Origin of the sequence: Dyella ginsengisoli LA-4, assembly GCF_000334915.1 — a bacterium.
GTDB lineage: Bacteria > Pseudomonadota > Gammaproteobacteria > Xanthomonadales > Rhodanobacteraceae > Dyella_A > Dyella_A ginsengisoli_A.
Map to the genome: position 1 here is coordinate 61,111 of NZ_AMSF01000058.1, position 25,417 is coordinate 86,527.

A 25,417-nucleotide genomic window follows, 5' to 3' on the forward strand; every position below is an offset into this window, starting at 1 on the left:
CATGGACGAGGCGGATGTCAGGCAGAGAGCGCGCGCGTTTGTCGCGAGAGTCGATGTTTCGAACATCCGAGAAGACCTGTCCCCGTATGTGACCGCGGCTAACGCCAAGGTCAAGAAGGATGAGCTTGGCGATGGGGAGTCCGGCTATACCGTTACCAAGCCGAACGGGAAGCACATCATCACGGTGAATTCGCTGGAAACCGAAGAGCGCCAGCGCTTCACTGTCTGCCACGAAATAGCTCATATCGTGCTCGGCTTGGAATCAAGTCACGACGAGGTGCCGTCATGGTCCTATGCAAAGCGACATCCGAACGAGATCGCCTGCGACACGTTTGCCGCTGAACTGCTGATGCCCTATCAGCAATGGCTCTCCGCTGTTCCCAAGGAAGAGCCCTCCCTGGATCTCATCCAACACATGGCCGACTTGTTCGGCACATCATTCCCTGCAGCGGCGTCAAGGTTTGCCAGTCTTAGTGACATGCCGTGCGCATTCGTCACCATGGAGCGCGGTGCGGTGCGGTATGCCGCACGCTCAACGGCCTTGCGGCAAGCTGGGGCCTGGATACCTCCCAGGTCGGTCATTCCAGCAGGCTCCGTGGCTCACCGAATCCGCTCTTCAGGGAATAGCTCCACTGATACGGGGGAAGTTTCACAGGACGTCTGGTTCGACAACTGGGAAAAGGGCCTTGACCTCTGGGAACTTTCAAGACATTACCAGCGCACCGATACCACCATCTCCTTGCTATGGTTCGACAGCGACGATTTGCCGGAGGTTGAGGTGAACCGCTTCGGCGCACGTGTCGAAGACGATGGAGGCTTGGCTGAACTGACGGGAGAACTGCCATGGCCGGGGCGAAGCAGGCGCCGCTGAAAAGCGATCACGGCCACGACCGCAAGGAGGTTACTCCTATACGCCATTCGCGCGTTCTTACAGGTACTTCTTGAACGTCGCCGCCGCAATGCACACCGCCACGCCGAGCAACGCGGCGCTGGGCAGCAGGATCAGCAACGGGTTCACGCTGACCGGCAGTGCCAGGTAAGTCACCCACGGCAGCACGGCCAATGGGATCAGGCTGGCCCTGGCGCGGTGATAGATGAACCCCGATTCGCGTCCCGCGCCGAAGCGGCGGATGTCCCGGCGCACCAGGCCGTCCACGAGGCCGACGAAGGCGGCCATCAGGAACAGCGGCAGGGTCAGGCACAGCACCAGCAGCCGCACGAGGAAGACCAGCGTCGTGTAGGCCGCCGCGATCAGGTAGCTCTCCACGTTCACGTAGACCAAGCCGATGTAGTAGCGGAAATCCTTGGTCGGGCGATGGCTGCCGGCGCTGGCCTGCCCCGAGGCGTCGCGTATCCAGTCCAGCAGGCCGCTCTTCACGAACAGCCAGTCGTAGCCCTGCTCGACCAGCCGGTGCGCGGTGCGCCCCGGCTCCTGCACCAGCGCGCTGCGCGTGAAATGCGTGGAGAGCTGATCCAGCTCGTAGTGCAGCATGCCCTGCGCGTGGCGCCAGCCCTGCTCGGGCCAGAAGAAGTGCATGCCGACGCATTCGATCAGGATGCACAGCAGCAGCGCGCCGCACAGCACGCCGAAGAAGCGGAACGGCAGCGCGACCAGGCCGGCGATCAGCCCTTGCTGTCGTTGCTGCTGGCGCTGGGCCGCGACGGCCGGATCGCTCATGCTTCGGCCTCTTCAGCCGCGGCCATCTGCTTGAAGTCGTCCAGCAGGTCGTCGGGCAGCGCTTTGTCCTGCAAGCCGGGGATGCCTTGGTTCTCCCACCAGTCTCCTGCCTCGACGTAGTGCTGCCGCATGTAGCCGGCCAGCTCCTGCAGATCCTTCGGCATGGCTTCGTCGGGGTCGGGTGCCGGAAGCGGCATGCGGACTTTCCAGAGGTTGCCGCCCTCGGTCAGCGCGAAGCATTGCCCCTTGGGTAGTGCCACCACATGCGCGGGCTCGATCAACGGCACGCTGTTGCTGCTGATGCGGTCCTGGGTGTTGGACGTGAAGGCGGTATTGCCGTGCGGGTCGGAGCTGTCGGTGGCGCCGCTCATCAGTGCCGTGGCGTACACCTCGACCTTGGGCAGTTGTCGCGTCAGCAGCTCGGCGGTGGCGGTCTCGCGCACGCGCAGCATGAACAGGTTGTTGAAGTTGCCGACCACCTGGCCGGCCTTGGCGCGGTTGCCGATGCGCGCCTCGATGTCGCTCAAGGTCTGCGTGTAGGCCGTCACCTGCACGCCGGCACCGCCGCCCTTGTTGACCATCGGGATGAACTCGTCGCCCATGAGTTCATTGAATTCGTCGGCATGGACGTTGATCGGAATCTTGGTGCCCGCCGCGGCGCCGGGTAGCCCGTCGTCGATGCCGAACTTGTAGATGTGGCCGGCGACCGAGACCAGATCGCTGAACATCGAGTTGCCCACCGCCGCCGCGACTTCGGCGTCGGACAGCGCATCCAGCCCCACGTAGACCACCGCGCGTTTCCGGATGACCTGCATCCAGTCGAAGATCGGCCGCGGGTCGGACAGGTCGGAATAGTTCGGTGCGAGCAGTTGCGCGATCTTGCCGGTGGTCAGCTTCTCCAGCAGCGGCAGCAGCGAAGCGACGATCTTGTCGAAGTACGTCCTGTCGTAGCGCACGGCGCTGCGCAGGCCGTCGAGCACCGGGTCATAGACGCGCACTTGGGAGAGGTACTGTTCGAGGGCCACCACGCGCTTCTCGCGCCCGATCATGTTGCGCGGGATGTTCTTGTCGTTCAGCTTGGCTTCGAGCTGGACGATGACCTCCCAGGCCTTCGGCTCGTTCTTGGCGAAGTAGTGCTGGGCGTACTCGATGAACAGCGCGTCGATGTTGATGACGTGGCGCTGGATCAGCAGGTAGTCCGGCCGCTGCCCCAGCTCGACCAGGGCGCGCGCGATGATGTTGACGAAGCGCCAGGCGAATTCGCGGAAGGCGGCGCTGTTGCCTTCGCCCGAGAGCTGTCCGGCGATGCGCGTTGCCACCTCGGAGATCCGCCCGAACCGGCCCACAGCGTTGTAGCGCGCCGAGATGTCCGGCCAGCCCAGATGGAAGACGTAGAACTCGCCTTCGCGCCCGGCGCGCTTGGCCTCCACATACATGCGCTTCAACAGGTCCGCATCGCCCTTGGGGTCGAAGACGATCACCACCTCGTGCTCGCCGCGGACCTTGCGACGGATGTCCTGGGTGATGAACAGCTCGGCCAGCCGCGTCTTGCCGACGCGCGTGGTGCCCAGCACCAGGGTGTGGCCGACGCGCTCGCCCAGCGGCAGGGTGACGTCGACCTCGTGCGGCTCGATGCCATGCAGGCGCGGCAGTCCGCCGACCGGCGGCAGCGGCCGCGCCGGGTTGAGCGGGCTGTCCCAGGCCAGCGCACGCGCCAGCGTCGAGACGGGAAACGGCGCGAACTCAAGCCGCTCCTCCAGCCGCCGGGCGGCCCGGTAGATCGCCGTCGGCTCGACATAACGGCGGAACTCCGGCCGGTAGGTCTGCATCAGCCGGTGCGTGTGCCGCTGCTCCCAGCGAAAGCCCCGGCCGACGAACAGCCGTTGCTGACTCACCGGCACGTCGCGGCTGGTCATCACGTAGCGCGGCAGGCGGCGGATGTTGCGGCGATAGCGCAGGATCGCCCAGGCATCGCACAGGCGAATCGCGCCGAAGGTCAGGAAGGCCAGCGCCGAGCCCAGGCCGAGCAGCGGGTTCAGCGCGAGCGACCACGGTGCCACCAGGCACAGAATCGCGGCGCCGGTGCAGACCGCCACGGTATGAAGCTCCACCGCTGGCCGCAGCAGCACCTCGACCGCATGCGGTTGGGCCATTTGCGCACCTACTGCTCGACGCCGGTGGCCGTGATGAGCACCGGGTAGTGGCGCAGGCCCAGGCGCTGGGCCAGGTCGTCGCCGGAGACCGGCGAGAGGGTGAGGCCGGGAGCCAGCCTACGCAGCGCCGTCAGCGCGGCCACCGACTCCACGTTGACCACTAGGCCCACGGCGCCCAGCTCGCGCAGCGCCGCCTGCCGCTGCCGCAGCCAGGCGCGCGAACGCTCGTCGTCGCCGATCAGGAACAGCGCCGTCAGGCCCGGCGCCCGGATGACGCGGCGCTGCACCTCGCCCGGCGACAGTTGCGTCGAGCGCACCGGCAGCATGGCGGCTTCGGCGTCGGCCGTGTTGCCCGCGCGAGGGGCCGGCATCGGGGCCGGCGGCGTGGCCTGATCTGGCTGAGGATTCAGCGACTGGTAGTACGGCAGCGCGGAGTCGCCGCCACGGTCTTCGACGACGATCAGCGGCGCGGAGGCGGTCTGGGCGAAGACGGTGGTCGTGGACAGCAGACCGATGGCGGCGATGAGGACGATGTGGTTCATGGCGTGTTGGCCTGGAGGGTTGGAACGGGAACGCCGGGGTCGAGCACGCGGGTCAGGTGCCGATGCACACTGCGCCGGTAGCGCGCCGCGGGTGCCCCGCCGGCGGGCCGGTGGTAGCGGCCGATGGCAAGCAGCCAGTCCTCGCCCGGCGTGTGCTGTTCGCGCAGGATTTCCGCAGCGATGGCGAGGTTGCGGTACGGGTCCAGCAGCTCGCAGGGCTGCGTGTAGCGATGCGTGTGGTAGCCGAGATTGACCTGGCCGAGGCCGGCGTCGATGCGATTGGCCGGCGTGTGGGCGAGCGCACGATGCAGCCCCGCGCAGGCCTCGGCGCGGGTGGCATAGCGCTGCGGCGTGCCGGCGACGTTGAGCGTCCACGGCCAGGGGATCAGACGCCCGCGCAGCTTGGCGCCGCTCTCCTGCAAGGCCACCGCGTACAGCACCGCCGCCGGCACGTCTGCACGATGCGCCGCCAGTCGATAGGCCGGCGGCGGCACTTCCCGCGCCAGAGCGGCCAACGCCCAGCCGCCGGTGGCGAGCAGCAGCGCGGCGCTGGCGCAGCGGATGGCGACGCGGGACGGCCGACGCTCCCGGCCCGGCGTACCTACTGCCGCTGCCATTGGCCGTTCACCTCGCGCACCACGGCCGGCAGATCGCCGGGGAGGCCGAGCGACAGCCAGCGCCCCGCATCGTGGTTGAGCGTGATGGTGCGGGCGCGCACCCTGGCCGGGTCGATGCCCGCCTGGGTGGCCCACTGCCGGATGCGCGCGTCGTCCTGACGGCTGCCGACCATGTAGAGATCGAAGGCCGTGCCGGCCGCCTGCAACTGCTGCACGCGCTGCGCGCACGGCGCGCAGTCGGCCTTGACGAAGACCGCCAGGCGCCCGGAGCCGGTGTTGCCGGCACCCTGCGCCTTGGCGCCGAGCAGGCTCACGCGCGGCTGGCCGGGAAACAGGCGCTGCCACGCCGCGTCGTAGGCCCGCTGGTAGGCCAGCGTCTTGCCGACGCGCCGGGCCTCGGCCTGCACCTGCAACTCCGCGTAGCGCCTGCGCTCCTCCTCGCTGCGGGCCTCGATGCCCAGCGCCGTGAGCGGATCGAGCTGGGGCGAATAGACCCCGAGCGGCCCCTGCATCAGTTGCCGGTAACGTACCCACTCCTCGGGGTGAAGCCCCCACTCCCGCGCCTGACGCTCGTCGAGCGCCGCATCAGCGCCCGGCTGCACCTGGGCGGGCACCATGCGCAAATTCGTCACCGGGGCCGGCTGCGCGGATGCGCCGAAAGCGGCGAACAGGACGACGGCAGCGAGCAACGGCCGCAGGTTCATGGCGACCTCCTACGGCACCGCAACGCGCTGCGTCTGGCCGTTCACCTGGAACACACCCGCCTGCGCCTCGATGGACTGCAGTTGCCAGCCGCCCTCGGCATCGCCCTCGCGCAGCAGCCGGGCGCCCGCGAGCGAGGCCGCGGCGGTGGAGGTGATCGACAGAAAGCGCTCGCCTCCACGCAGCTCCACGCCGAGCACCCGGAACGGCGGCTCCGGCACCTTGGGCTTCGTCGCAACCGGAGCGCGCGGGCGAGCGGCGGATGCCACCTGCCGGGCCTTCTCCAGGCGGGTTTCGATTCCGTTCACGCGCGCCTGCAGCGTCTGCAGGTCGACGGCCAGAGCCCTCGCCTCGTCGGCCTCTTCGATGCGCGTCATCCGTTCGTCCAGCGCCTGCCGCGCGGTGGCGAATTCGGCCTGGCTGATCGGCGTCGGCCGGCGCTTGTCCGCATCGGCCTGCTGTTCGAGATCGGCCACGCGCAGGCCCAGCGCGTTGACCTGCGCATCCTGTGCGCTGCTCTGGGTCTGTTCGGCGAGCCGCGACAGGCCGACGCTGTTGATGAGTGCCACGGCACTGATGAGCAGCAGCCAGAAGGCCGCGGAGATCTTGAGCCAGCGCGTGCGGGAATTGCGCTCGGATGGCGCTTGGGGAAAGGTCATGGCTGCATCTCCTCGGGCCGGTCGGCGTCCGGCACGGGCGTGGCGGTGCCGGGCGGGTTGGCGGAAAGGAAGGTGGGAGCACCGTGCCGGCTGAAGCAGACCTGGCGGGTCAAGTCATCGACCGACAGCTCCCAGGCGGGGTCGGCAAGGGTCAGCAAGGCATCGCGCAGCATCAGCGGACCCAGGCGCAGGTGTGCGGCGGGCAGCGGCAGCGCGTAGAGCGATGCGGCCTCGGCCGCATCGCAGAGCCGGTAGCCGGAGCGCAGCAAAACGTGGCGCATGGCATCGCCCACGCTGGCATCAAGCATGGGCGGAATCGAGACCTCCACCGCCTGCTGCAAGAGATCACGCTGCGCGGGCTCCGGCACCAGCTCGACCAGGGTGTAGCGGCCGTAGCGGGCCACGGGCACCAGTCGCTGCTCCAAAGCTGGCTCGTCGGGTGGCGGCGCTTCTATGTGGTCAGGGGTGGCCGGTGTCGTCGTGCAGCCGGACAGCAGGCCGCTGAGCACGACGAAGATGCAGAGGAAACGAGGCAAAGACGGCAGCATGTGGCACCCCACGGTGACGGGATGCCTGCACCATTGCAGAACCGTGCTGCGCGGGCTGCCGAAAATCCGAAACGCGCGGCGCCCCATTTCCCCAAGAAGGGGCGCTCGCTACACAGTTCGACCACCCAAACAAGGAGAAGGAAGTTGGCGAAAGACGATGCAGATAAAGCGGGCAGCACCGCCGCTGTCGAAAAAGGTCTTGGAGCGCTGGAGAGAGCCTGGGATGCCCACTGGGCGTTGCGGTTGATTTGCCTCGTCCTGTTCCTCGACATGGCCATGATGCTTCGTGCCGGTCGAGGGCTGTGGCAGTGGTCGGCCGGCGACAAGGCGCTACTGAGTGATGTGGGATGGGTCGCAGTCCTCGTCGTCGCCTTCAGCTTCGCGGTAGCCATCGTGATCCCCGTCGTCCTGATCGTGCTGCGTCAGATCAGCGTTATCGTCCTCAGTTGGCTGCCGGGCTTTCTCACGGCTTCGGCTGAGCCGGCCTACCAGAGGCCACTGGGATATGCACCTGCACGCGACTTCCGAAACCTGGCTCTGCGCGAGAAGGACAATTTCCTGTTCCGCATGTATGAGGCACATGAACAGAAGAAGCAGGCCGAGAGACTGGCTCGGGAGCGAGCCGGCGAGCTGACGGCGGCAGCCCTTCTGGCGGCGCTGGCGGATTGGCTGCTCGTGCAGTGGATCTCCGGTAGCGTCGGCTTGATCGGCACGATCGTCGAGGCGCTGGCCGGCTGGGCGCCCATCGTCACGGCGGTCACCCTGCTGTGCGCTGGTTTCATCCTGAAGTGGGCCTGGTTCTCGGACACCCCTCCCGACGTGATCTACTACCCGCCGCTGGATCAAGAACTGCGGGACAAGGAACGGGAAGCCCGCGGGCTTTGCTGAAGAAAGAAGCGGCCCCCGAAGGGGCCGCCAAGTTCAGCAACGCTCAATGCACCAACTGCCGAGCCAGTGCCACCTCCACCGAGTCGCCATCCTGGTTCAGGACATCGAGCCCGGATTCAGGAACGTCGCCCGAGGTGGATTGCGACACCATGATCTTCCGGGCCATCAACCCCAGGCAGGTCATCTGCGAGGAGTTGGCGTAGCCGAGGTAGATCACGCGCACCGGCTGCTTCTGGCCGATGCGCCAGGAGCGCCGGGCGGCCTGCTGCAACGAATACACGTTGTAGCCGGACTGGAGGAACACGATGGTCGGGAACTCCAGCAAGTCCAGGCCGGTTTTCACCAGCTCGGGATTGGTGATGAGCACGTCGATGCCACGGTCCAACTGCTCGGCGATCCAGTCCTCGCGGCGGGAGGCATCCACGCTCGCGCGCAGCACCGCCACCTTGAAGCCTTCCTGCTCCAGCAGCACCTTCAAACGCGACGTGGTGTCGCGCGTGCCGGTGTAGACCGAATAGACCAGGGTCTTGCGCCCTTCTGCCTTCTCCTGCTTGCAGATCTCGATCAGCTCGCGTTCCTTGGGCATCACCTCCAGCTCGTTGAACTGAGCCGGAACGAACGCCAAGGTGTTGCGCGTGCGCGGATGCACCACCGTTTCCGACCGGAAGCAGCAGTCCGGCCAGGCCAGCAGCACGTTGAGGACCACACCGAGCAGCGTCGTGTCGCGCTTCGCCAAGGCCTGCTTCAGCTCCTGGGTCAGCCGACCCGCCAGATCGCGGTAGGCCGCGGCTTGCGCCGTGTCCATCGCGACTTCGCGGAACTCCTCGTCGTAGGGCGGCAGCACGTTGCCACCGATGTCCTTCAGCTTGAGGAAGACCGTGAACGGCAGGACGCAACGCAGCACGCCCTTGGGACCGAACCCCGGCGCTTTGACCGTGCGCACCGATACCTTGGTGCCCTTGGCCGTCTTGTGCGCCGTGCCCGCGCTCTCGGAATAGATGTCCTTGAGCACGCCGTGATCGCGCATGAACGCCATCGCGGCCGAGGTCATGCTGCCGCTCTTGGTCGGGCGGTAGCCGTCTTCGATCATCCGCCCAGGCAGGGCTCGGAACAGCAGGTGGAACAGGTCGTCGCCGTAGCCGCCCATCAGTGTGCCGGTGAGCAATAGCGTCTTGCGCGCCTTGGCCGCCAACACCCCCATGGCCTGGCCCTGTGCGGAGCCGCCGTTCTTGTACTCGTGCGCCTCGTCGGCGATGAGCAGGTCGAACGTGCCTTGGGGAAGCTGCCTCTTGATGAACTCGGACGGCTGGTAGCCGCCCTCGCCGAAGCCGAACTCCATGTTGGCCATCGCACGTTCCATGCGGTGGGCTTGCCGGTCCGAGAAGACCAGCTCGCCGTTGCCATCCATCAGGTTGATGAACTCGTGGATGTTGTCCCCGAGCATCGACGCGAGGAAGGCGTCACCGAACTTCTGCATCAGCTTCTGCGCGGTGACTTCGCCAATGGTTGGAATACGCTTCAGTGCCTTGAGCACGGTCGAGGACTGGTCGCTGGCGGACAGGCCTCTGGGACGGATCAGCGTCCACAGCGGTGAGGTGCAGTGGCTGCATTTACGGCGGGACTCTTCCGCTTCTAGATCGATGGTGTTGACAGGCTCGCCGTCCAGGTCGGTGATGACATGCCCGCAAGCCGGGCAGGCCCCCACGTCGCCGTGAGGCGTGCGCCGCCGAACGAAGACAGGCTTCCAGTGGAACCCCATCCGCATCCGCACGCGGCCCAGGACGAAGAACTCCTGGCCCTGCGCCGGCACGCCCAACTGCTCACGCAGTTTCAGCAGCTTGACCAGCGTGTCCGGGCCGTTGAGCACCCAGACCTTGGCCCCGGCCACCGTCTCCTGGATTTCGCGCCGCCACTTGTAGACCAAGTGGGGTGGCGAGAGCACCAGGGTGCGGCGGTAGCCTTCGGCGTTGAGCACGGCGGCGGTGGCAATACCCACCGTCGTCTTGCCGCAGCCCATCTCGCCGTTGACGATCGCGGCGCGTTCGCCGCGATCGACCAACAGCTCGGTGACGGCGTGGACCACATCGGCTTGCGCCGGGAACAGCTTGCGCTTGAGCGCGGCGAGGATCAGTTGCCGATGCACCCGCACCTGGCCGGTGTAGACCGGCGGATTGGCGCGGTTGAGCGAATCGAGCAGCTCGTCGCCGAACTCCGATACGAAGTCCTGCAGGCTGAGCGTGAGAGGTGAAGCGGCCGCTTCGAGCAGGTCGCCCTGCACAGCGGTTTCGGGAACAGTTTCGAGATCGAGGGACATGGTGATGCTCCAAAGCAATGGGGCATGCACCTCCCCCACGGGGCGGTGACATGCCCCTGGGTGGGAAGAAAGAAGCGGCGCGAGACCGCTGGATGCGGATCAGTATTCGCTGGGCAGCAGCAGTGTGGTGACGCTGCGATCCCATTCGGTGATGATCCAGAGCTTCTGGTCGGACGTGACCTGGTAGGACGAGAACAGACGATCCTCGCCGGACTTCAGCGCGGCGTCGTTCTGCCGCCGATCGCTGTCGCTCAGGTCGCCCCATTCGCCATGAAGATGGCGGCGCAGGTACGGCGTGGGGTTGAGCCGACCCTGTCGGACCAGCTCGTCGACGCCGGCGGTCATGACCACCTGCCCGGGCGAAAAGCGTGCTTGTGACGCGAGGTTGAGGACTGCGAGTGCCATGGTGGTTTCTCCTTCTGGAAGAAGGGGCCACGGCACCCCATCGGGGGCAACGTGACCCCGGTGGGTGGATGAAAGCGACGGCGAACCGTCAGGGAACAGCGATCAGCGGATGGTCAGCACTTCGCCCCACGTGGGCGAGCCCAGCGTCAAGTCCCATGCACGAATGACCGGCACGAACTTGTCGGTGAGGATGCGCGTCTCGGCCACGGAGCCGTCGTCGCGTTCGGTGTATTCCGTCTGGAGGGTCTTCTCCTTGTGGGTATCACCTTTGACGACGAGCACGCGCCCGGTCCTGGACGTCACCACGCCGGAGATCGCGCCTGCGGCCAAGGCCAAGGCGAGATGCCAGTGCGACAAGGCCCGCGCGGGCGGACGCAGCGATTGCTGCGCGGCGCCCAGGTGGGTATCGAGCGCCGGCCAGAGACCTTGCAGCCGGCCGACTTCATCGGCGAACTGCTCGGGCTCCATCGTCACGCGATAGAAGTGCTCCGGCTCGGCCGGGCTGGCAGGGACGGTGTACGGCAGGAACGGCCATTCGAGCGGCAGTTCCTCGGCTTCGGCGTCACCCTGTCCGATCTGCAGCAGCAGACCGCGCACGGCTTTGACCGACTCCGACGCCTGGTCGCGTTGACGAATCCTGCGACCGAAGATCACCACCTGCTTGAACTGCGTTTCCACCGCACGGTAGATGCGCAGGTCGGCGAAGTGGCGCGTCAGCCATCCGACCAGCTCGGGGTCGAGCACGTAGGACGGCACGATGAAGATCAGCACGCCGCCGTACTGCAGCAGCGGCAGCGCGCGCTGATAGAAGAGCTTTTCCAGCCGCGCACGGCCCTGGCCCTGATAGCCGATGTTGCCGTTCACGTCCTTGCTCAGGTCGCCATACGGCGGGTTCAGCCACAGCAGCCCGAAGGACTGGCGCGAGATCAGCGTGTCCATCAGGTCACCGTGGATGCAGCGATCGACCAGTTGCCGTGCGTGGCGGGCACGCTCGGCGTCGTACTCGACGACGAAGGCCTGGACCTGCTCGCGCCCGAGGGCGTGGGCGGCTTCGGCAATCGCCACGCCTTCGCCGGCGCAGGGATCGAGGATGGACATGGAGCCGGGAGACGGCGCCAGTGCGGACAAGGCCCGCTCCAGCGTCGGCTCGTCGGTGGGGAAGTAGCCGTTACGAATGAAATTGCGCGCCAGGCGCGGAAACATGAGTGCCATGGATTTCTCCTGGTGATGGATGAGGGAAGGCGGGCACGCGCGGCGCGCATGCCCGTGGGGATGGCTCACGCCACACGCCGAAGCGGTGCGTTCGCGGCCAGTTCGTACTGCGTGGTGCCGAGGGTGCCGTTGCGGATCAGCTCGCCCAACGCCTTCGTCAGCGCCGGAACATCGAGGGCCAGCCGATGGCCTTCCAGCGGCCCGAGGGCCAAGGGAAGACCGGTCAGCATCCGCCGTGTCTGCAACAGCTCCAGCACGGTGTCGCGCCAGTGGTCGAGCAGTGGCAGCGGGCAGGTGTCCTGCACCAGCGTCCACAGCCGGTCGAGCCGGTGAGCGGAATTCCTGGGCAGAAGCGCCAGCGCGCTGGCGTTGGCCTTGTCTGGCTTCACGCAGCGACGATCGAACAGCCACACATTCGTCAGCGAACCGAACAGCGTTCGCCGATAGGCGCGGGTGATGCGCTTTTCCAGGTTCTCGACGTTGCCGACGAAGACCGGGATGGATGCGCCCTGCTCGGTGATGACGTGGAACTGGTCGAGCCCCTGTTCATCCCGGCCGAGGGTCAGGCGGGCAAGGAACTCCTGAACGGCGGTGTCGCGCGCCCAGATCGAGAGAAAGACGAGATTGCCCTGCTCGTCACCGACGCAACCGTCGGCCATGAGGTCGGGGCATTCGTCGATGCGGTACAGCGGTTTCGCGGAAGAAGGTGCAGGCATGGTGATGTCCTCTTGGAAATGAAGGAGCAACCACAGCCCGCGGGGCCGTGCTCGCCCCGGTTGGGTGAAGGAAGATGCGTGCCGCTAGACAGCGCGGCCCGCGTGGAAGCGGTGAACCCGCTCGCGCCACTCGGGGCTTTGCACCGGCGCCATGTCGAGATAGCGCAGCGGGCACGAGTAGTAGTACGGATGCACGGACTCATCGAGGGACTTGTAGCCCCAATCGCCGCCCGAGCTTTCCAGCAGATGGCAGCCGATGTAGCAGACGGACTCACCGGCCGCGAGGCCCATGACGCCCGCTTGCTTGGCGGTGACGCGAACCACGGTCCACAGAACGTCGCCGTCCAGCGTGTGGTCGATGACTTCGCAGCAAGCGCGTTCGGACGCCTGCGGAGCGATCAGCTCGCGGATCAACTGATCGCGCGTCTGACGAACGAAGGTCCAGCCCATGAAGGTCTCCTTGAAGAAATGGCCGGAGCCCTCCCCGTCGGGGGAGAACCCCGGCGGGTGGCGGAATGCCGCGCAAGGCGGCGGATGGATCAGGCAGCTTTGAGGTGCCAGTCCTGGGACAACGGAGCGAACTCGTAGCCGAGCTTGTCGAGACGGTCGCGCTGCTGACGCAGCACACGACGATCCACGGTCGCATCGAGCTTCACGGTCTCGCCCAGGGGCCACAAGGAACCGAACAGCGCCGCGTCGTCTGCCTCGGCCGAGGCCGCAGCGGACACGGGGGCCGGTTCGCTGCCGAACGGCGTGGTATCGACCAGGGGATCACGCGGACTGCGCGACTTCGCCTTCGGCTTGGCCGGGGGCGATGCCGGCGCGGGCGTCTGCGCTTCCTCGTCGATCGGATCGACTTCCTGCGGACTCAGCCGGCGGGCCTCGTCGCGGCTCAGGGCGTCGATGTTGGATAGCGTCATCCCGCCCAGATGGGCGCGGATTTCGATGACCATGCGGCCGTTGGCGTTGTACGTGGAGGGGCGAATCTCGACGATGACGAAATCACCGTCGTACTTACCCTCGCGGTACTGATCGAGTTCGGCGTTTTTCACGACGAACTCGCCGATCGAGGTCGCCAGGCGGCCGACGTTGAAGTCGCCGTTCCTGCCGTGGATGGTCTTGATGGCCAGTTGGCCGGGGATGGTGATCATGAAGGTCTCCTGCGGACGAAGAGAGGACAAGGCCCCGGGGATGGGGCCTTGCGGATCAGAACGACTCGGCAACGGCCAATGCGGGGGCATCGGCAGCGTCGTCGGCAGCATCGGCGACGGGCTTGGAAGGCTCCGGTGCCGAGGCTTGCTGAGCGTCGGACGTCACAGGGACTTCCGGGTCCCGCTCGTCGGTCTCGGTCGGCTTGGGTTCGGCCTTGTAGACGAGCTGGCCGTCGACCTTGATCCAACTGACGAACAGCAGGCGGGCCTTGAGGCTCACCCCCTGCTCGCCGGCACGCTTGCCCTTGGAGTAGGTGAAGGTGTCGGTCCACAGGTCGCCCAGGCGGAACCCGATCATCACCTTCTTCTCGGCGTCGACCGCCTGAATGCAGCGGCGCACCAGGTGCTGCGCTTCCGATCCCGATACGCGCGTGTCGAAACGCACATACGAGACGTCATCGCTGGGACCGTTCAGGGCCGCGATGTCGCAGGCCAGGAACGCATCGCCTTTCTTGGGCTTCACTTCGCGGATGCGATTGAGATACCCGAGGCCGGTGATGTGCAGATCGAAGTAGGACTTCTCGGTGGAAGTGGTCATGGTGAATCTCCTGGGAACAATGAGGCGGAGACACACCCGACCCAAGGCGGGGAAGGTGTGGAACCCCCGCGTGGGTTGATGGAACAGCTTGGTGGCATCGCCATCGAGAACCGATGGCCGTTCGCGCATGGATGCCGGTGCGAACTGGGGTGATCGACGCGGTCGGAACCGCGTCGCAGCCTTGAAGATCGTGGCTGCCTGGGCATGTCGCTGACGGACGTCAGCGGAACATGGCCGGAAGCGTGGCGCCGGGACGGCGCGCAGGCGAGCGGCAATCGGCACTCGCGGCTGTCCGCATTGCCGGGAAGAAATAGGCCCCCTGAGCGGGGGCCAGGGATGGGCGGTCAGTTACCGCTGGGCGTGGAAGGAACCGCCTGCAGCGACAGGTGTGTCGCGGTGGCGGACACGTCGAGGTCGTCCTCGCTGTGCAGGATGCGCGCAAACACGCCCTCCTGCGGATCGAAGAACTCGCCAAAGTCATCGCCGCCGAACTCGGCGCGCGCCAGCTCCCACCAATAGTCGAAGGCATCGACATCCGGGTTGCAGCCGGCGGCGTAGGCGATGGTCTTCTGGCGACCATCGGGCCGGCGCTCGCCGCGCTCGGCCAGGAAGTACACGCCCTGATCCTTGACCAGGATGACGTGGCATTGATTCGCCACCGCTTCGGCGAGCACGGGCCGCAGCTCCGTGCCTTTGAATCGAACAGTCATGGGTGTGATCTCCAGGGAGGCAGGAAGAGAGGCTTCCCGCCGCGAGGGCGGGAAGCTGCTGGGAGGTCAGTGCCGGACAGCCTTGCGACCCGACAGGCACTGCACGCGGATGCGTCTCCAGCTCCCGTCGTCGATCAGCCGTTCCAGCGTCTCGCCGAGGGTGTCGAAGAACACCTCATCGACCCGTTCGATCAGCTCTCCGTCGCGGTGCAGCTCCACCGCGTAGAGGTCGGGGCCACGCTCATACAGCACGGTGACGCGACCCTGGAACTTCATCGTGGCGACGGTGAAGCCGATGGCCGGCGGCGTGCGGATGATGTCGGCGGGCAGCGGATCGACCCAGGTGATGTCCCGCGCACCGGCATCCACCAGCATGTGGGTGATGCGACGGAAGCCGTCGGGAGCGGGCAACTGCTCCAGTTGGTCGATCAGTTCCTGCAGCTCGGGGCAGCGGGGCTCGGGGATCGGCAGCTTCGCCGGTGCGGACCCGAGCACGAACCGCTTCACCGTGTAGGGCTGGCCGTCGGCGGTGAACTCGGTCTGCTCCTCGGGCGTGTCCGCCCGCTGACCGTCGAAGCGGCGTCTGACATAGGGTTCGACCTGCACCTTGGCGCCCTCGTCGGGCACCTCGGTCACGAGCGTTCGATCGAGCACCGCGAACTCGGCTCGTCCCGTCTTGACGACGATGGCCTCGTCGGTGGTGGCGATGACCTTGCCCTCGAAAGGCTTCGGGTCGATGTGAAAGCCCAGCGTCGAAACCTTGGGCTGGCCGTTGAAGATGTTGAACTTGAACGAACGGACGTTGGAAGGCACATGACCGACAACGAGCGTCGGCATCTGTGCGCGGATGGCTTGGGTATCCATGGGGAGACTCCTTGTGGCAACCAAGGGACTCCCGCCCGCAAGGGAGGCGGTCCCTTGAGGGTGAGGTGGATGGACGCGGTATGCGTCCGGCGAAAGAAACGACCAGCACGGCGAACCGCGCCGCAGTCTCGAAGGTCTCGACTGCCTGGGCATGCTGCCGGCAACGCCAGCGAACATGCGGCCAGCGTGCGGCACATGGCGGCGGCCGTCCGTTGGGAATCGGCAATGCGCCGGCACCGCGTTCCGCGAAAAAGAAGAGCCCCGACGTGGGGGCTCGAATGGGTTGCGGGTTACTCGTCGTCGTAGAGCGTCAGCCCGTCCAGCACGGGCGCGTCGGCATCGAACACCAACATGCGAACGTCAGCGAGCGCAGCCAGGTGCAACACTTCCACGAGGGACTCCGGCACGCCCTTGGCCCGGTGCTCCTGCCGCAGCTCTTCGGCGGTGATGCCCTCGACATGCTGCAGGTTCGCATCCGTCCAGGGCGTGGCGATCAGCTTCACGCCGACCGCCGGGCTGTAGGGAATGCGGAAGGCCACGAACAAAAAACCGCCCGGCGTGGCGATGTCCGCCAGTTCGGCGAGGAAGCGGCCGGCCTCCTCGGTGATGTGCGCCGAACTGATTTCCCAAGCACGGCTGTAGAACCCGGTCTCGAAGCGCAGGCGGCGTACCACCTCGCGCGCGGCTTCCTCGGAGTAGGTATCGCCGACGTGCAGCGGCTGGCCGGCTTCTTCGGCCATGACGGCGTAGACGAGGTTTCGGGCGATGCCGTGGCTGGGGCACTGCGCGTCCAGCTCGGGCGGCACGTTCTGGCCTTCCGTGATCAGCGCGAAGTCGTCGCAGAAGACGCAGGCATGGCGCTCGACCTGGCTGTCCGGCAGGTGCGACTGCGAGACGTGCAGCGGCAGATAGCTCAGCGGGCAGTCGTCGTCGTAGGAAATGGCGAGCAGCCGTTGCACGGACAGGCCATCGTAGCCGCGGACGAAGGGGTTGTTGGAATGGGACATGGGATTCCTCCAGCAGAGGATGGCCGAGGCAATCCCCTGCCGGGGATTGAACCCCAGCGGGCGGATGAAGTGGCAGCCGGTCAGCCGGCAGCGGTGTCGGGCCGCCCTGGTGGCGGGCGGTGCAGGTCAGTGGAAGATGCTGATTCGGAACATGGCCGCTCCTGCGAAAGGAAGGAGGGACATGGCCCCGAACGGGGACGCATGTCCCTCGTGGGGTGGGATGAAAGGACGGTGGGTTGCCAGGCGCGGCTCACCAGCCGTTGTAGTGCAGCGTGAGGTCAGCGATGACCTGGCGCCGTTCCAGATCGAGGCCGCCGAAGTCGGACAGCCCCTCGAAGCCGCAACGCTTGAGCATCGCGCCGCCCTCGCGGGAGTTGTAGAAGCTCACCATCGCGGACAGGAACATGCGTTGACCGCTGCTCAGCACGCCCAGGGCGTCGTTGAGCATCAGCATGTTGGGCCGCAGGTCCCACTTGGTGGTGGCACGCTGCAGACCTTCGCGTGTGCCGTCGCCGAACCACTCGTGGCCGGCGATCTGCGCGCCGCGCTTCCAGGCCTCGAAGAAGGCCTGCGGTGCAGCGTCGAAGTGCGCCTGTTCCAGCGCCATCTGATCGAGCACGTCTTCGGGTAAAGACAGATTCATGAGAGAACTCCTTGAAGGGTGGGAATCAGGGGTGAGCGCGCTGTGTCCAGGCATGGGTATCCAGGGCGCGCTGTGCTGCGAGGTGGGTCGGGAAATACTCGACGGACTCCCGCGATACCGGGCCTTCGTCGTCTTGCGTGCCGATGTAGTGACCGGCCGCGCTGCGCAGCACCTGTAGCGGCAGACGCTTGCCGGTCCAGGCCAGCGCCAGCGCACCACTGCGCACTGCGGTTGCAGAGGAAGATGCGGAAGGTTCAGACATGCCGTGCTCCTTGGTGGTGGGGCGGGGAGCACGCATCCCGCAGGGGATGGGGTTCCCCTCGGGTGGTTGAGAAAAGTGCATCGTCGCCAGGCCGGCGAGCGTCCGCGGTGGGCGATGCGAAGCGGACTGGATCGGTCGACGCGGCGAACCGCGTTGCAGTCTTGAAGACCGAGACTGCCAGGGCATGCCGCTGACGACTTTCAGCAACGCATGGCGTGAGGATGGGCGCGAAGCATGGCTGCCGTCGCAGGGAAAACCGAATCGCGGACGGCCCGCTTTAGGGCAGGCCCGCGTCACGGGACAAGGCAAGGACCAGGGCGCCGAAGGCCACGCGGGCCTTCGGCTGGAGAGGAAGGAAAACCACCTGTGGGCTGCGTCAGCGCAGGCCGTCGTCAAAGCCGTTCGCTGCGTCAGCAATCGCACCCGGCCCGTTTCGTGGCTGGGGCCGGAAACCTCTGGCGTGCATCCACACACAAAGGGAGCCCGTTGTTCCGCCGGCGGGCACCGGCACGGAATACCCTCGGCCCAAGGGGCCTCCTCACGGCTCGCGCGGCGGCAAGGCGTCAGGAAGCCCCTCGTGGCCGAGGCAAGGCACACCGATCAAGGGAATGGCGGCGGGCGCGATTCGTGGAGCAATGACCTTCTCGCCCCGTCGCCCGATGGTGGGCAGACGGGGCGCGCACACCGTTGCAGAAGGAGACGCGCGCTTTGGAGTCCCGCGCGGTGCGGGACGTTTGCCTCGCCGCCAGTGAAGGGCCGGCGCGGCAGGGGGAAGCGAGGATCAGGACGCCTTGGAGGCAGCGCGCCGCTTGCGCGGTGCGCTGCGCCGGCCCGTCGGGGACTCGAGCGGCAACGTGCCCTTGCAGTCCGGGTAGCGCGAGCAGGACCAGAACGCGCCGCTCTTGCCCGTGCGCTGCTGCATCGGTGCGCCGCACTGCGGGCAGGCCGGCGCCGGCGGCAGCTTGAGCGAGAGCGTCGCGCCGCGGTACTGCTGCACGAGCTGGCCGACCCACACGGACTGCTTCTCGATGAAGGTGTCCAGCGCCATCTGGCCGGCCTCGATCATGTCCAGCGCCTGCTCCCACACCGCCGTGGTGCCGGGGTCGGCGATGGCCGAGGGCACCGCGTCGATGAGCGTGAATGCCGCGTCGGAAGCGCGGACGGCGCGGCCTTTCTTGACCAGGTAGCCGCGACCGATCAGACCGTTGATGATGTTGGCGCGTGTCGCCTCGGTGCCGATGCCGGTGGTATCTCGCAGCTTCTGTTTCAGGCGCGGGTCGGTCACGAACTTGGCGACGGTCTTCATGGCCTTGATCAGCTCGCCCTGCGTGTAGGGTTTGGGCGGCAGCGTCTTCAGCGCCTTGAGATCCACCTTGCCGACCGGGCAGGACAGGCCCGCATGCAGGGCGGGCAGCACCTGGCTGCGCTGCGCATCCTCGCCATCGGCATCGTCCGGCCCCGGCGTCGCCAGCACCTCACGCCAGCCGGTGACGGCGATCTGCTTGCCCACGGCCGCCAGCGACTGACTGCCGCACGAGAACTGCGCTACCGTCCGGTCGAACTCATGGTGCGGGAGGAACTGCGCGAGGTAATGGGCGCAGATCAGCCGGTAGACGGCCAGTTCCTTCTCGTTCATGGCCGACAGGTTGGCGGGCTCCAGCGTCGGGATGATGCCGTGGTGAGCCGACACCTTGCCGTCGTTCCATGCACGCGAGCGCTGTTGGCGATCCAGGCGCTCGATCAGCGGCCGCAGGCTGGGGTCGGTCTTGACCAGACTGTCGAGTACGGTCGGCACCTCGGCCAGCATGCTCTCGGGCAGGTAGCCCGAATCCGAGCGCGGATACGTTGTCGCCTTGTGCGTCTCGTACAGCGCCTGGGCAATGTCCAGCGTCTCCTGCACGTCGAGGCCCAACTGCTTGGAGCACACCTCCTGCAGCGTGCCCAGGTCGAACGGCAGCGGCGGTGCCTCGCGCACGCGCTCGGTGTCCACCGACACGACCTGCGCATCGCGTGCCGCGCGAATGCGATCCGCAGCCTGCTGCGCCACCGGCTGCTGAAGGCAGCGACCCGCTGCATCCGTGCTGCCTTCGGGCGGTATCCAGCTCGCGGTGAAGGATTGGCCGGCATGGGATAGCAGCACATCCACGGCCCAATACGGCATGGAGACGAATCGCGCGATCTCGCGATCACGATCCACGACCAACTTCAGCGTCGGCGTCTGCACGCGCCCCACCGACAGCACGCCCGTATAGCCGGCCTGACGCCCCAGCAGTGTGAACAAGCGGCTCAAGTTCATCCCGATCAGCCAGTCGGCGCGCGATCGGGCGAGTGCGGAGTAATACAGCGGCAGCGTCTCGGCGGACGGCTTGAGCGCACCCAGCGCTTTGCGGATCGACGCATCGTTGAGCGCCGACAGCCACAGGCGCTGAATCGGCCCGCGGTAGCCGCACAGGTCGATGATCTCGCGGGCGATCATCTCGCCCTCGCGGTCGGCGTCGGTCGCTATCACCAGCTCGCCCGCCTTGGCGACGAGCTGCTGCACGACCTTGAATTGCGCTGCGGTCGCCGCCTTGGGCTCGACACGCCAACGCTCAGGAAGAATGGGCAGTTGCTCGATGGCCCAGCGCTTGTATTGCTCGCCGTAGCCTTCGGGCGGAACCGCCTCCACCAGATGACCGATGCACCAGGTCACGACGACACCCGCGCCGCTGTAGCAGCCGTTGCCGCGTTGAACGGCACCCAGCACACGGGCGATGTCCTTGCCCTGGGAGGGCTTCTCGCACAGGAACACGCGCATGAAGCCTCCTTGGAAATGTGCGGTTCATCGGATGGGCGTCAGCTTGGCGGGGCCAGGAGATGCCGGCAGCAAGGAAGCCGATTGATGCAGACACCGCTTTGTGATCGGCAGGCGGTCCGTTGCCGCAGCGGTGCGCATAGACCGCAGGAGTTGGCACAGCAAGAGCGTCGTTTCTGGAGGGCGGCTGGAACTCCGTGGACGACCTTGGAGCTATCCCCTGGGGATAGCTCGCTGGTGCATCGCGGGCGTATGACGGTTGCTACAGCCGCCCTCGGGGGAACGGCGATGGGCGAATTACTGTCCGCCGGCGGGCTTGGCGCTGAGCGCCACCGACTCGATGCGGTACGGCAGGATGCCCACGCGCCGCGCCTCGACCTTGAACGTCACGCGCTCGTTCTCGTCGGCGTCCTCCCATTCGTCGCGCACGGTGCGGCCCTCGACCAGCACCCGCATGCCTTTCTGGTACAGCGTCTTCCAGTGCTCGGCGTCGCGGTGCCACAGCTCCACGGGCGCCCAGAAGCCGCCGCGATCTTCGTACTCGCCGTCCTTCTTCGGGATCGGGTTGTCGAAGTAGACGTTCAGGCGCAGCAGCCGGCGCGGCTCGTCGTTGCCGTTCGGAAATTCGCGGTAGTCCGGCGCAGAACCGATGTTGCCCTCGCCGACGAAGTGCGTGCTCATGGTGACTCCTTGGTGGTGGGTGGAACGGACGCGGTATGCCCGTGGACGCGCCGCAGGTAAGCCGCTTCGGCCTGCGCGGCCTTGTTGGCGCATTCCAGGGCTTCGCGAGCGATGCTGTGGGTCAGACTGATCTGCATGTTCAGCACGATGCGCTGCAGTTCGATCGCGTACAGCTCGTCGATCAGCGAGGCCGGCGTCGCGGGGTTGGCCAGCAGGGCCTCCCACAACGCCACGCCCATGGAGGAACGGTCGAGGTTGCGCCAGCGCAGGAAGGTCGTCCCTGCGCCAGTGGCCTGCTGGGCCAGTTGCACGTCGAGCAGGCTGAAGGGATAGGCGCGCGCCTGGGGCAGCACGCGCCGCTGCGCCAGGCCAATCACGTCGTCGCGCAGCGCTGCGCACTGGCTGGCCCAGGTCTCCAGACTCCCCTTACCCTTAAAAGGCTGTAAAAGGCCTTTTAGGTAGCCTGCGTGTTCCAGCCGCTGGAAGTCCGCCTGTTCCAGCGCCACGAAGCGCGTGGAGTGGCTGATGGGGATCGATGCTGTCATGCGCCCGCAGCCTCATCGCCCGCCGCACCATCGGCTGTGCCATCCGTGTGAGCCGGCGCATCGGGCTCGATGGCGGGCGCTGCAGGCGGCGTGCCGGGCTTGGTCGTCCGCCGCGCGATCGGTGGCGCGAAGCGCGAGCGGCGCGTGCCTTCCAGCACGTCCTGCGGCAACTCGCCGAACTTCTCCAGCGCCGCTCGCGCCGCCGCGTTCTTCGCCGCGAAGTCGTCGCGCGTGGTGCCCGAGTAGCGGTACTGCTGGGCCAGCGAGAACAGGCTGCGCAGCGCGTGCGCGCCATCATTGAGCCAGCGCTCCAAGGTGCTGCGGTCGATCAGCGCCGTGTGGTGCGCCAGGATGAGTTTGCGCGCCAGGTCGTCGTAGTCAGCCAGCAGGTACACCGCCATGAAGCCGAGCTGGGCGTTCACGAACAGCGGCAGCTTCACCGGCTGCACGTTCATGTTCTCGCCCAGGGACAGCGCCGCTGGCACGTCGGCCAAGGCCTGATCCACCTGTTCGCGCAGGGTCTGCAGACGGGTCTTGGTGTCGGCGAGCTTGTCCTCGATCCGCAACATCCACCAGTCCGAGTACGGGTCGTCCTGCTCGGCGCCGCGCTTCATCTTGTTCATGGCGCCGATGAAGCCGTTGAGACCGATGATGCCTGGGCGCCCCTCGGTCGGCGCACGGCCGTGCCAGATGCGCGAAGCGTGGTGCGTGTGCAGCGTCAGCGACATCGCGCTGCGCAGCGATCCGAGATTCAGTTGCAGGGGTTCTGTGCGTTCGTTGGCCATGAGAGCGACTCGCGGTGAAGGGGCGAGTCGCCAGCATCGGCATCGGCCGGAAGGCTGTCAGTCAACAAACCGCAGCCCATGCGCGCCCGGTTTGTTCTGCGCGGAAGGCTGTGTGTGCCGGCTATCCCCTGGGGATAGCTCGGCGGAGTCGTTCGCGACTCGCGCGGAGGTGAGACCGCGTCGCGGGGCTATGCCTCGCGAGGTCTGTACCAGGCGGCCCGTTGCCCCTCCACCTCACGGTAGCGAAGCTCGAACAGGCGGCACTCGTGCACCACCTGCCGCCAACTGCTGCAGCCGTACTTGGCTGGAAGCTGCTCGGGATGCCGGTCCGCGATCCAGCGGCCAGCGGCGGCGATCGGTGTCCAGCCCTCGACGGCCAACTGCGCGGCGGCCTCGCGTAGCGCACGAACGATGCCGGCGGCCGGCCAGTCCACCGTGCCGTCCGGCGCGATGCCATTGACCAACAGGTCGTGGAACACATCCGACTGGACGAATTCCGCTGCCAGGCGCCGCGCCTGATCCATGTGCTCGGCCCAGCCGCGCAACTGCTCGAAGTGTTGATCGATGCGCGTGTAGGCGGAACCGAGTTCGTCCTGTGCAGCGCGGCACCCGTCCACGGTCCATAGATCGTGCTGGTCGATGAAGTGGTGCACCAGTGTGTTGCGCAGCGATACCAGGTCTTTGAGGTCGGCCTGGGTCTTGGCGTAGTCCTGCGCAGACAGGCTCAGTTGCACGCGCGTGCGAAAGGAGATCACGTCGCCGGGAAGATCGTCGTCGCGTTCCTCGCCGCCATTTCCATCGGTGACGACATACGAACCAAACAGTTGTCCGATCAACGTGCCCAGGGTCTTGGTCGCGGCATCTTCAATCCGCGCTGCGCGAATGGCCTCCAGCGAATGCGCCGGGCCTGAAATCTCGTGGTGGGCCACGATGGCTTTCATGAGGCGCTCGTATTGTTGAAGGCGCAACAGGCATCTGCCCAGCAAGCGCTGAACGTCTTGCTGTAGTGGTTGCAGTGCGTTTGTGGCGGGGGAAGTCGTCATGTCCATCGTCGGCCGGGCTCGTGCGTGGCTGTCCTCGTCTGATTCACAGGCGACAGTTTCGCCTGTCATTCGGCGGGCGACAATCGAGCGCGGCGGAAAGATGTCTGTTCCAGCTATCCCCTGGGGATAGTCAACATCAGCGATCACGCAAGGCTTCTCGGAGCTGAGCCAGGTAGGCACGTGCGACCTCGGGGTCAGCCGCACGGGATGCCGGCGGTGACGAGGGCGCAGGTGACGGGGGCGCTGGCGGTGCCGATGCACTTTCTCCGGCCCAGGCCTTGAACTCCCCGCGGATCGCCTTCTGGATGATGCCAAACAGGTAGCCGGCCGGGTTGCGTACCGCGCTGTTGTGGCAGCGTGCCGCCCACTCGTCGAGAACGGCCTGCCTCTGCGCCTCGTCCACCTGCTGCAGCGCCACCAGCGCGCCGGCCTGCTGCTCGTCCTTCAAGCGCAGGAAACGCTCGGGTAGCCGCAGGTTCTGCAAGGCCCTCGCGCGCGGTACTGTACGTACTTCATTTTTACGATCATTACGTACTGTACGGTCCTCCTTCGGAATCCGAAGAGAGCCGTCCGGCGCGGGTTTCGGTCCTGCTTCGGATTCCGAAGACGGGCGCGCAGCATTCCGAAGAAGGGCTTCCTGGCCTTCTTCGGATTCGTGGTCCGCACCCTCCTGTGGATAACCTGGCGTCGTCCAGCCATGCAGCGCCATGCGCTGCGCCAGCACCTGCAAGCGGGTCGGCAATGTGCGACCGCTGAGCAGCGGGTCTTCGGCAATCTCCTTGAGCGTGTTCATGCCCACGATCTGTACCGCCTTGGCGGCATGGGTCAGCGCCTGGCTGACCAGGCCGAGGTAGTCGGCATCGAGCTGCATCGCCTCGAAGGGCGACAGCGGTTCGTCGTGCAGCACGTAGAGGTTGCCTTGGATGCGGCCGGTCTTCGGGTCGCGCCGCCGCCGCGCCAGGCTGAGCCAGCGCGTCAGCCGCAGCAGCGTCAAGGCGCGCGCCACGGTCTCGTGCGAGGCTTGCGCCGCACAGGGCATGGACGCCAGATAGGGGCGGAGCTGGTCGTAGGTGGGAAAGGCGGTCACGCCGTCGTCGTTGAGCTGCAGGCGAAACACCTGCCAGGCGTTGCGCTCCAGCGGCGTCAGGCGCCGGTCGAGGAACAGCCTGCGCGGCACGCTCTCATGGCGGTTGCCGCTGTAGAGGAAACCGTCGGCGGCCGGCGCCGTGCCCTGCGCCGGTTCCTTCGGCTCAAGGTGCCGCAGCGCCTCGTCGAACAACGCCGACAGCGCAACCGGGCCATCGCGCCGTGATGCGCTGCCCGTGGTCATGGCTACACCAGCCCCTGGTCGATCCAGTTCCGTATCGCCGACCAGATCACCGACATGGGCAGGGTCATGGCCTCGGCCAGGTCCATGGTCAGCGCCAGCATCGCCATGTCGTCGGTCAGGGCGATATGGCGCTCGGCGACGCCGGCCTTCCAGCGCTCCCACAAGGCCACGTCCTGCGCCTCATCAAGCACCGGATGCCGGCCCTTGCGCTTGGGCAGCCCGAGGATGTCACGGCGCAGCGCCACTTCCTGATGCGTGAGGCCGTAGAACTTGCTGACCATCTCCGTGCTCGCCCCCAGGCGCAGCATGCGGTCCACCGTGGCGATCTCCCGCTCCACGTCGTGCACCTGGCTCAGAAGCCGCTTCAATACCTCCCGGTTCACCGACACCGAACACCACGACACCGTGGCATTCACCAGCATGCTCACGAGCTCGGGGTGTTTCAGCGCATCCAGCTCCTCCTCGCCGAAGCCCATGGCCTTGCAGCGGCGCAACTGGCCGTTGCGCAGGTCATGCAGGGCCTGGGCGATCACGGCCTGGTTGAGCGGGTGCGGTGCCGACATACGGGAG

Annotated in this window: 28 protein-coding genes; 2 read left to right on the forward strand and 26 right to left on the reverse strand. The window is 66.7% G+C overall.

The features are described from left to right. Position 1 precedes the first annotated feature (1 nt). Positions 2–871 (forward strand): ImmA/IrrE family metallo-endopeptidase, encoded by an 870-nt coding sequence (locus C693_RS0114115; protein ID WP_017462927.1) that lies wholly within the window; start codon positions 2–4, stop codon positions 869–871. A gap of 57 nt (positions 872–928) precedes the next feature. Here C693_RS0114115 and C693_RS0114120 read toward each other — a convergent pair whose 3' ends face one another. The 7 genes from C693_RS0114120 to C693_RS0114150 are packed head-to-tail and all read right to left on the reverse strand — an operon-like array spanning position 929 to position 6,986. Beyond that, entirely contained in the window at positions 929–1,678 is a 750-nt protein-coding gene (locus C693_RS0114120; protein WP_017462928.1) for a TIGR03747 family integrating conjugative element membrane protein, read from the reverse strand. Further along, positions 1,675–3,831: a type IV conjugative transfer system coupling protein TraD gene (gene traD / locus C693_RS0114125; protein ID WP_017462929.1), complete on the reverse strand. Its 2,157-nt coding sequence runs from the start codon at positions 3,829–3,831 to the stop codon at positions 1,675–1,677. Before traD ends, C693_RS0114120 begins: the two co-directional genes overlap by 4 nt. Positions 3,832–3,839: 8 nt before the next feature. Further along, a complete protein-coding gene (locus C693_RS0114130) occupies positions 3,840–4,373 on the reverse strand; it encodes an integrating conjugative element protein (RefSeq protein ID WP_017462930.1) in 534 nt (177 codons plus the stop codon). Then, entirely contained in the window at positions 4,370–4,990 is a 621-nt protein-coding gene (locus C693_RS0114135; RefSeq protein WP_017462931.1) for a lytic transglycosylase, read from the reverse strand. The genes C693_RS0114130 and C693_RS0114135 overlap by 4 nt, the downstream gene beginning before the upstream one ends. Continuing rightward, on the reverse strand, positions 4,975–5,694 hold the full coding sequence (locus C693_RS0114140; RefSeq protein ID WP_017462932.1) for a TIGR03759 family integrating conjugative element protein: 720 nt from the start codon (positions 5,692–5,694) through the stop codon (positions 4,975–4,977). Before C693_RS0114140 ends, C693_RS0114135 begins: the two co-directional genes overlap by 16 nt. 9 nt (positions 5,695–5,703) lie before the next feature. After that, positions 5,704–6,351 carry a hypothetical protein gene (locus C693_RS0114145; protein ID WP_017462933.1) on the reverse strand — a complete coding sequence of 216 codons (648 nt, stop codon included), beginning with the start codon at positions 6,349–6,351 and terminating at the stop codon, positions 5,704–5,706. Beyond that, a complete protein-coding gene (locus tag C693_RS0114150) occupies positions 6,348–6,986 on the reverse strand; it encodes an integrating conjugative element protein pill, pfgi-1 (protein WP_430536807.1) in 639 nt (212 codons plus the stop codon). The genes C693_RS0114145 and C693_RS0114150 overlap by 4 nt, the downstream gene beginning before the upstream one ends. A gap of 57 nt (positions 6,987–7,043) precedes the next feature. Here C693_RS0114150 and C693_RS0114155 point away from each other — a divergent pair, with 57 nt between their 5' ends. Then, positions 7,044–7,787 (forward strand): hypothetical protein, encoded by a 744-nt coding sequence (locus C693_RS0114155; RefSeq protein ID WP_017462935.1) that lies wholly within the window; start codon positions 7,044–7,046, stop codon positions 7,785–7,787. A 43-nt stretch (positions 7,788–7,830) separates the two neighbouring features. On the opposite strand, the gene C693_RS0114160 is transcribed toward C693_RS0114155, so the two are convergent. The 19 genes from C693_RS0114160 to C693_RS0114250 form a co-directional block, all read right to left on the reverse strand. After that, positions 7,831–10,101, reverse strand: coding sequence for a helicase-related protein (locus C693_RS0114160; RefSeq protein ID WP_026107431.1), 2,271 nt, complete (start codon positions 10,099–10,101; stop codon positions 7,831–7,833). A 99-nt stretch (positions 10,102–10,200) separates the two neighbouring features. Beyond that, positions 10,201–10,506 (reverse strand): hypothetical protein, encoded by a 306-nt coding sequence (locus tag C693_RS0114165; protein WP_017462937.1) that lies wholly within the window; start codon positions 10,504–10,506, stop codon positions 10,201–10,203. A 102-nt stretch (positions 10,507–10,608) separates the two neighbouring features. Then, positions 10,609–11,718, reverse strand: a complete 1,110-nt coding sequence (locus C693_RS0114170; protein ID WP_017462938.1) for a DUF6094 domain-containing protein — start codon at positions 11,716–11,718, stop codon at positions 10,609–10,611. Between the two features lie 65 nt (positions 11,719–11,783). Further along, positions 11,784–12,434 carry a hypothetical protein gene (locus C693_RS0114175; RefSeq protein ID WP_017462939.1) on the reverse strand — a complete coding sequence of 217 codons (651 nt, stop codon included), beginning with the start codon at positions 12,432–12,434 and terminating at the stop codon, positions 11,784–11,786. An 84-nt stretch (positions 12,435–12,518) separates the two neighbouring features. Then, a complete protein-coding gene (locus C693_RS0114180; RefSeq protein ID WP_017462940.1) occupies positions 12,519–12,884 on the reverse strand; it encodes a hypothetical protein in 366 nt (121 codons plus the stop codon). 89 nt (positions 12,885–12,973) lie between these two features. After that, on the reverse strand, positions 12,974–13,585 hold the full coding sequence (locus C693_RS0114185; RefSeq protein ID WP_017462941.1) for a DUF3275 family protein: 612 nt from the start codon (positions 13,583–13,585) through the stop codon (positions 12,974–12,976). Between the two features lie 55 nt (positions 13,586–13,640). Continuing rightward, positions 13,641–14,183, reverse strand: a complete 543-nt coding sequence (locus C693_RS0114190; protein WP_017462942.1) for an STY4534 family ICE replication protein — start codon at positions 14,181–14,183, stop codon at positions 13,641–13,643. Between the two features lie 344 nt (positions 14,184–14,527). Then, the gene (locus C693_RS0114195) at positions 14,528–14,893 is read right to left on the reverse strand and encodes a DUF3085 domain-containing protein (protein ID WP_017462943.1); all 366 of its coding nucleotides are present in this window, start codon (positions 14,891–14,893) and stop codon (positions 14,528–14,530) included. Between the two features lie 66 nt (positions 14,894–14,959). Continuing rightward, entirely contained in the window at positions 14,960–15,757 is a 798-nt protein-coding gene (locus C693_RS0114200) for a hypothetical protein (protein ID WP_017462944.1), read from the reverse strand. Positions 15,758–16,047: 290 nt separating this feature from the next. Beyond that, complete coding sequence (locus C693_RS0114205) at positions 16,048–16,764, reverse strand: hypothetical protein (protein ID WP_017462945.1); 717 nt, start codon at positions 16,762–16,764, stop codon at positions 16,048–16,050. Positions 16,765–17,014: 250 nt separating this feature from the next. Continuing rightward, positions 17,015–17,407 (reverse strand): hypothetical protein, encoded by a 393-nt coding sequence (locus tag C693_RS0114210; protein ID WP_003141051.1) that lies wholly within the window; start codon positions 17,405–17,407, stop codon positions 17,015–17,017. A gap of 25 nt (positions 17,408–17,432) precedes the next feature. Then, positions 17,433–17,669: a hypothetical protein gene (locus C693_RS0114215; RefSeq protein WP_010792170.1), complete on the reverse strand. Its 237-nt coding sequence runs from the start codon at positions 17,667–17,669 to the stop codon at positions 17,433–17,435. A gap of 781 nt (positions 17,670–18,450) precedes the next feature. Next, positions 18,451–20,466, reverse strand: a complete 2,016-nt coding sequence (locus tag C693_RS0114220) for a DNA topoisomerase III (protein ID WP_017462946.1) — start codon at positions 20,464–20,466, stop codon at positions 18,451–18,453. A gap of 294 nt (positions 20,467–20,760) precedes the next feature. Then, positions 20,761–21,144 carry a single-stranded DNA-binding protein gene (locus C693_RS0114225; protein WP_004362284.1) on the reverse strand — a complete coding sequence of 128 codons (384 nt, stop codon included), beginning with the start codon at positions 21,142–21,144 and terminating at the stop codon, positions 20,761–20,763. Continuing rightward, entirely contained in the window at positions 21,141–21,689 is a 549-nt protein-coding gene (locus tag C693_RS0114230; RefSeq protein ID WP_017462947.1) for a DUF3158 family protein, read from the reverse strand. Before C693_RS0114230 ends, C693_RS0114225 begins: the two co-directional genes overlap by 4 nt. Next, positions 21,686–22,474 (reverse strand): PFL_4669 family integrating conjugative element protein, encoded by a 789-nt coding sequence (locus tag C693_RS0114235; protein WP_017462948.1) that lies wholly within the window; start codon positions 22,472–22,474, stop codon positions 21,686–21,688. The genes C693_RS0114230 and C693_RS0114235 overlap by 4 nt, the downstream gene beginning before the upstream one ends. 188 nt (positions 22,475–22,662) lie before the next feature. Beyond that, positions 22,663–23,415 carry an OST-HTH/LOTUS domain-containing protein gene (locus tag C693_RS0114240; protein WP_017462949.1) on the reverse strand — a complete coding sequence of 251 codons (753 nt, stop codon included), beginning with the start codon at positions 23,413–23,415 and terminating at the stop codon, positions 22,663–22,665. Between the two features lie 238 nt (positions 23,416–23,653). Continuing rightward, positions 23,654–24,847 carry an STY4528 family pathogenicity island replication protein gene (locus C693_RS0114245; protein WP_017462950.1) on the reverse strand — a complete coding sequence of 398 codons (1,194 nt, stop codon included), beginning with the start codon at positions 24,845–24,847 and terminating at the stop codon, positions 23,654–23,656. 2 nt (positions 24,848–24,849) lie between these two features. After that, positions 24,850–25,410, reverse strand: coding sequence for a DUF2857 domain-containing protein (locus tag C693_RS0114250; protein WP_004255086.1), 561 nt, complete (start codon positions 25,408–25,410; stop codon positions 24,850–24,852). Positions 25,411–25,417 lie beyond the last annotated feature (7 nt).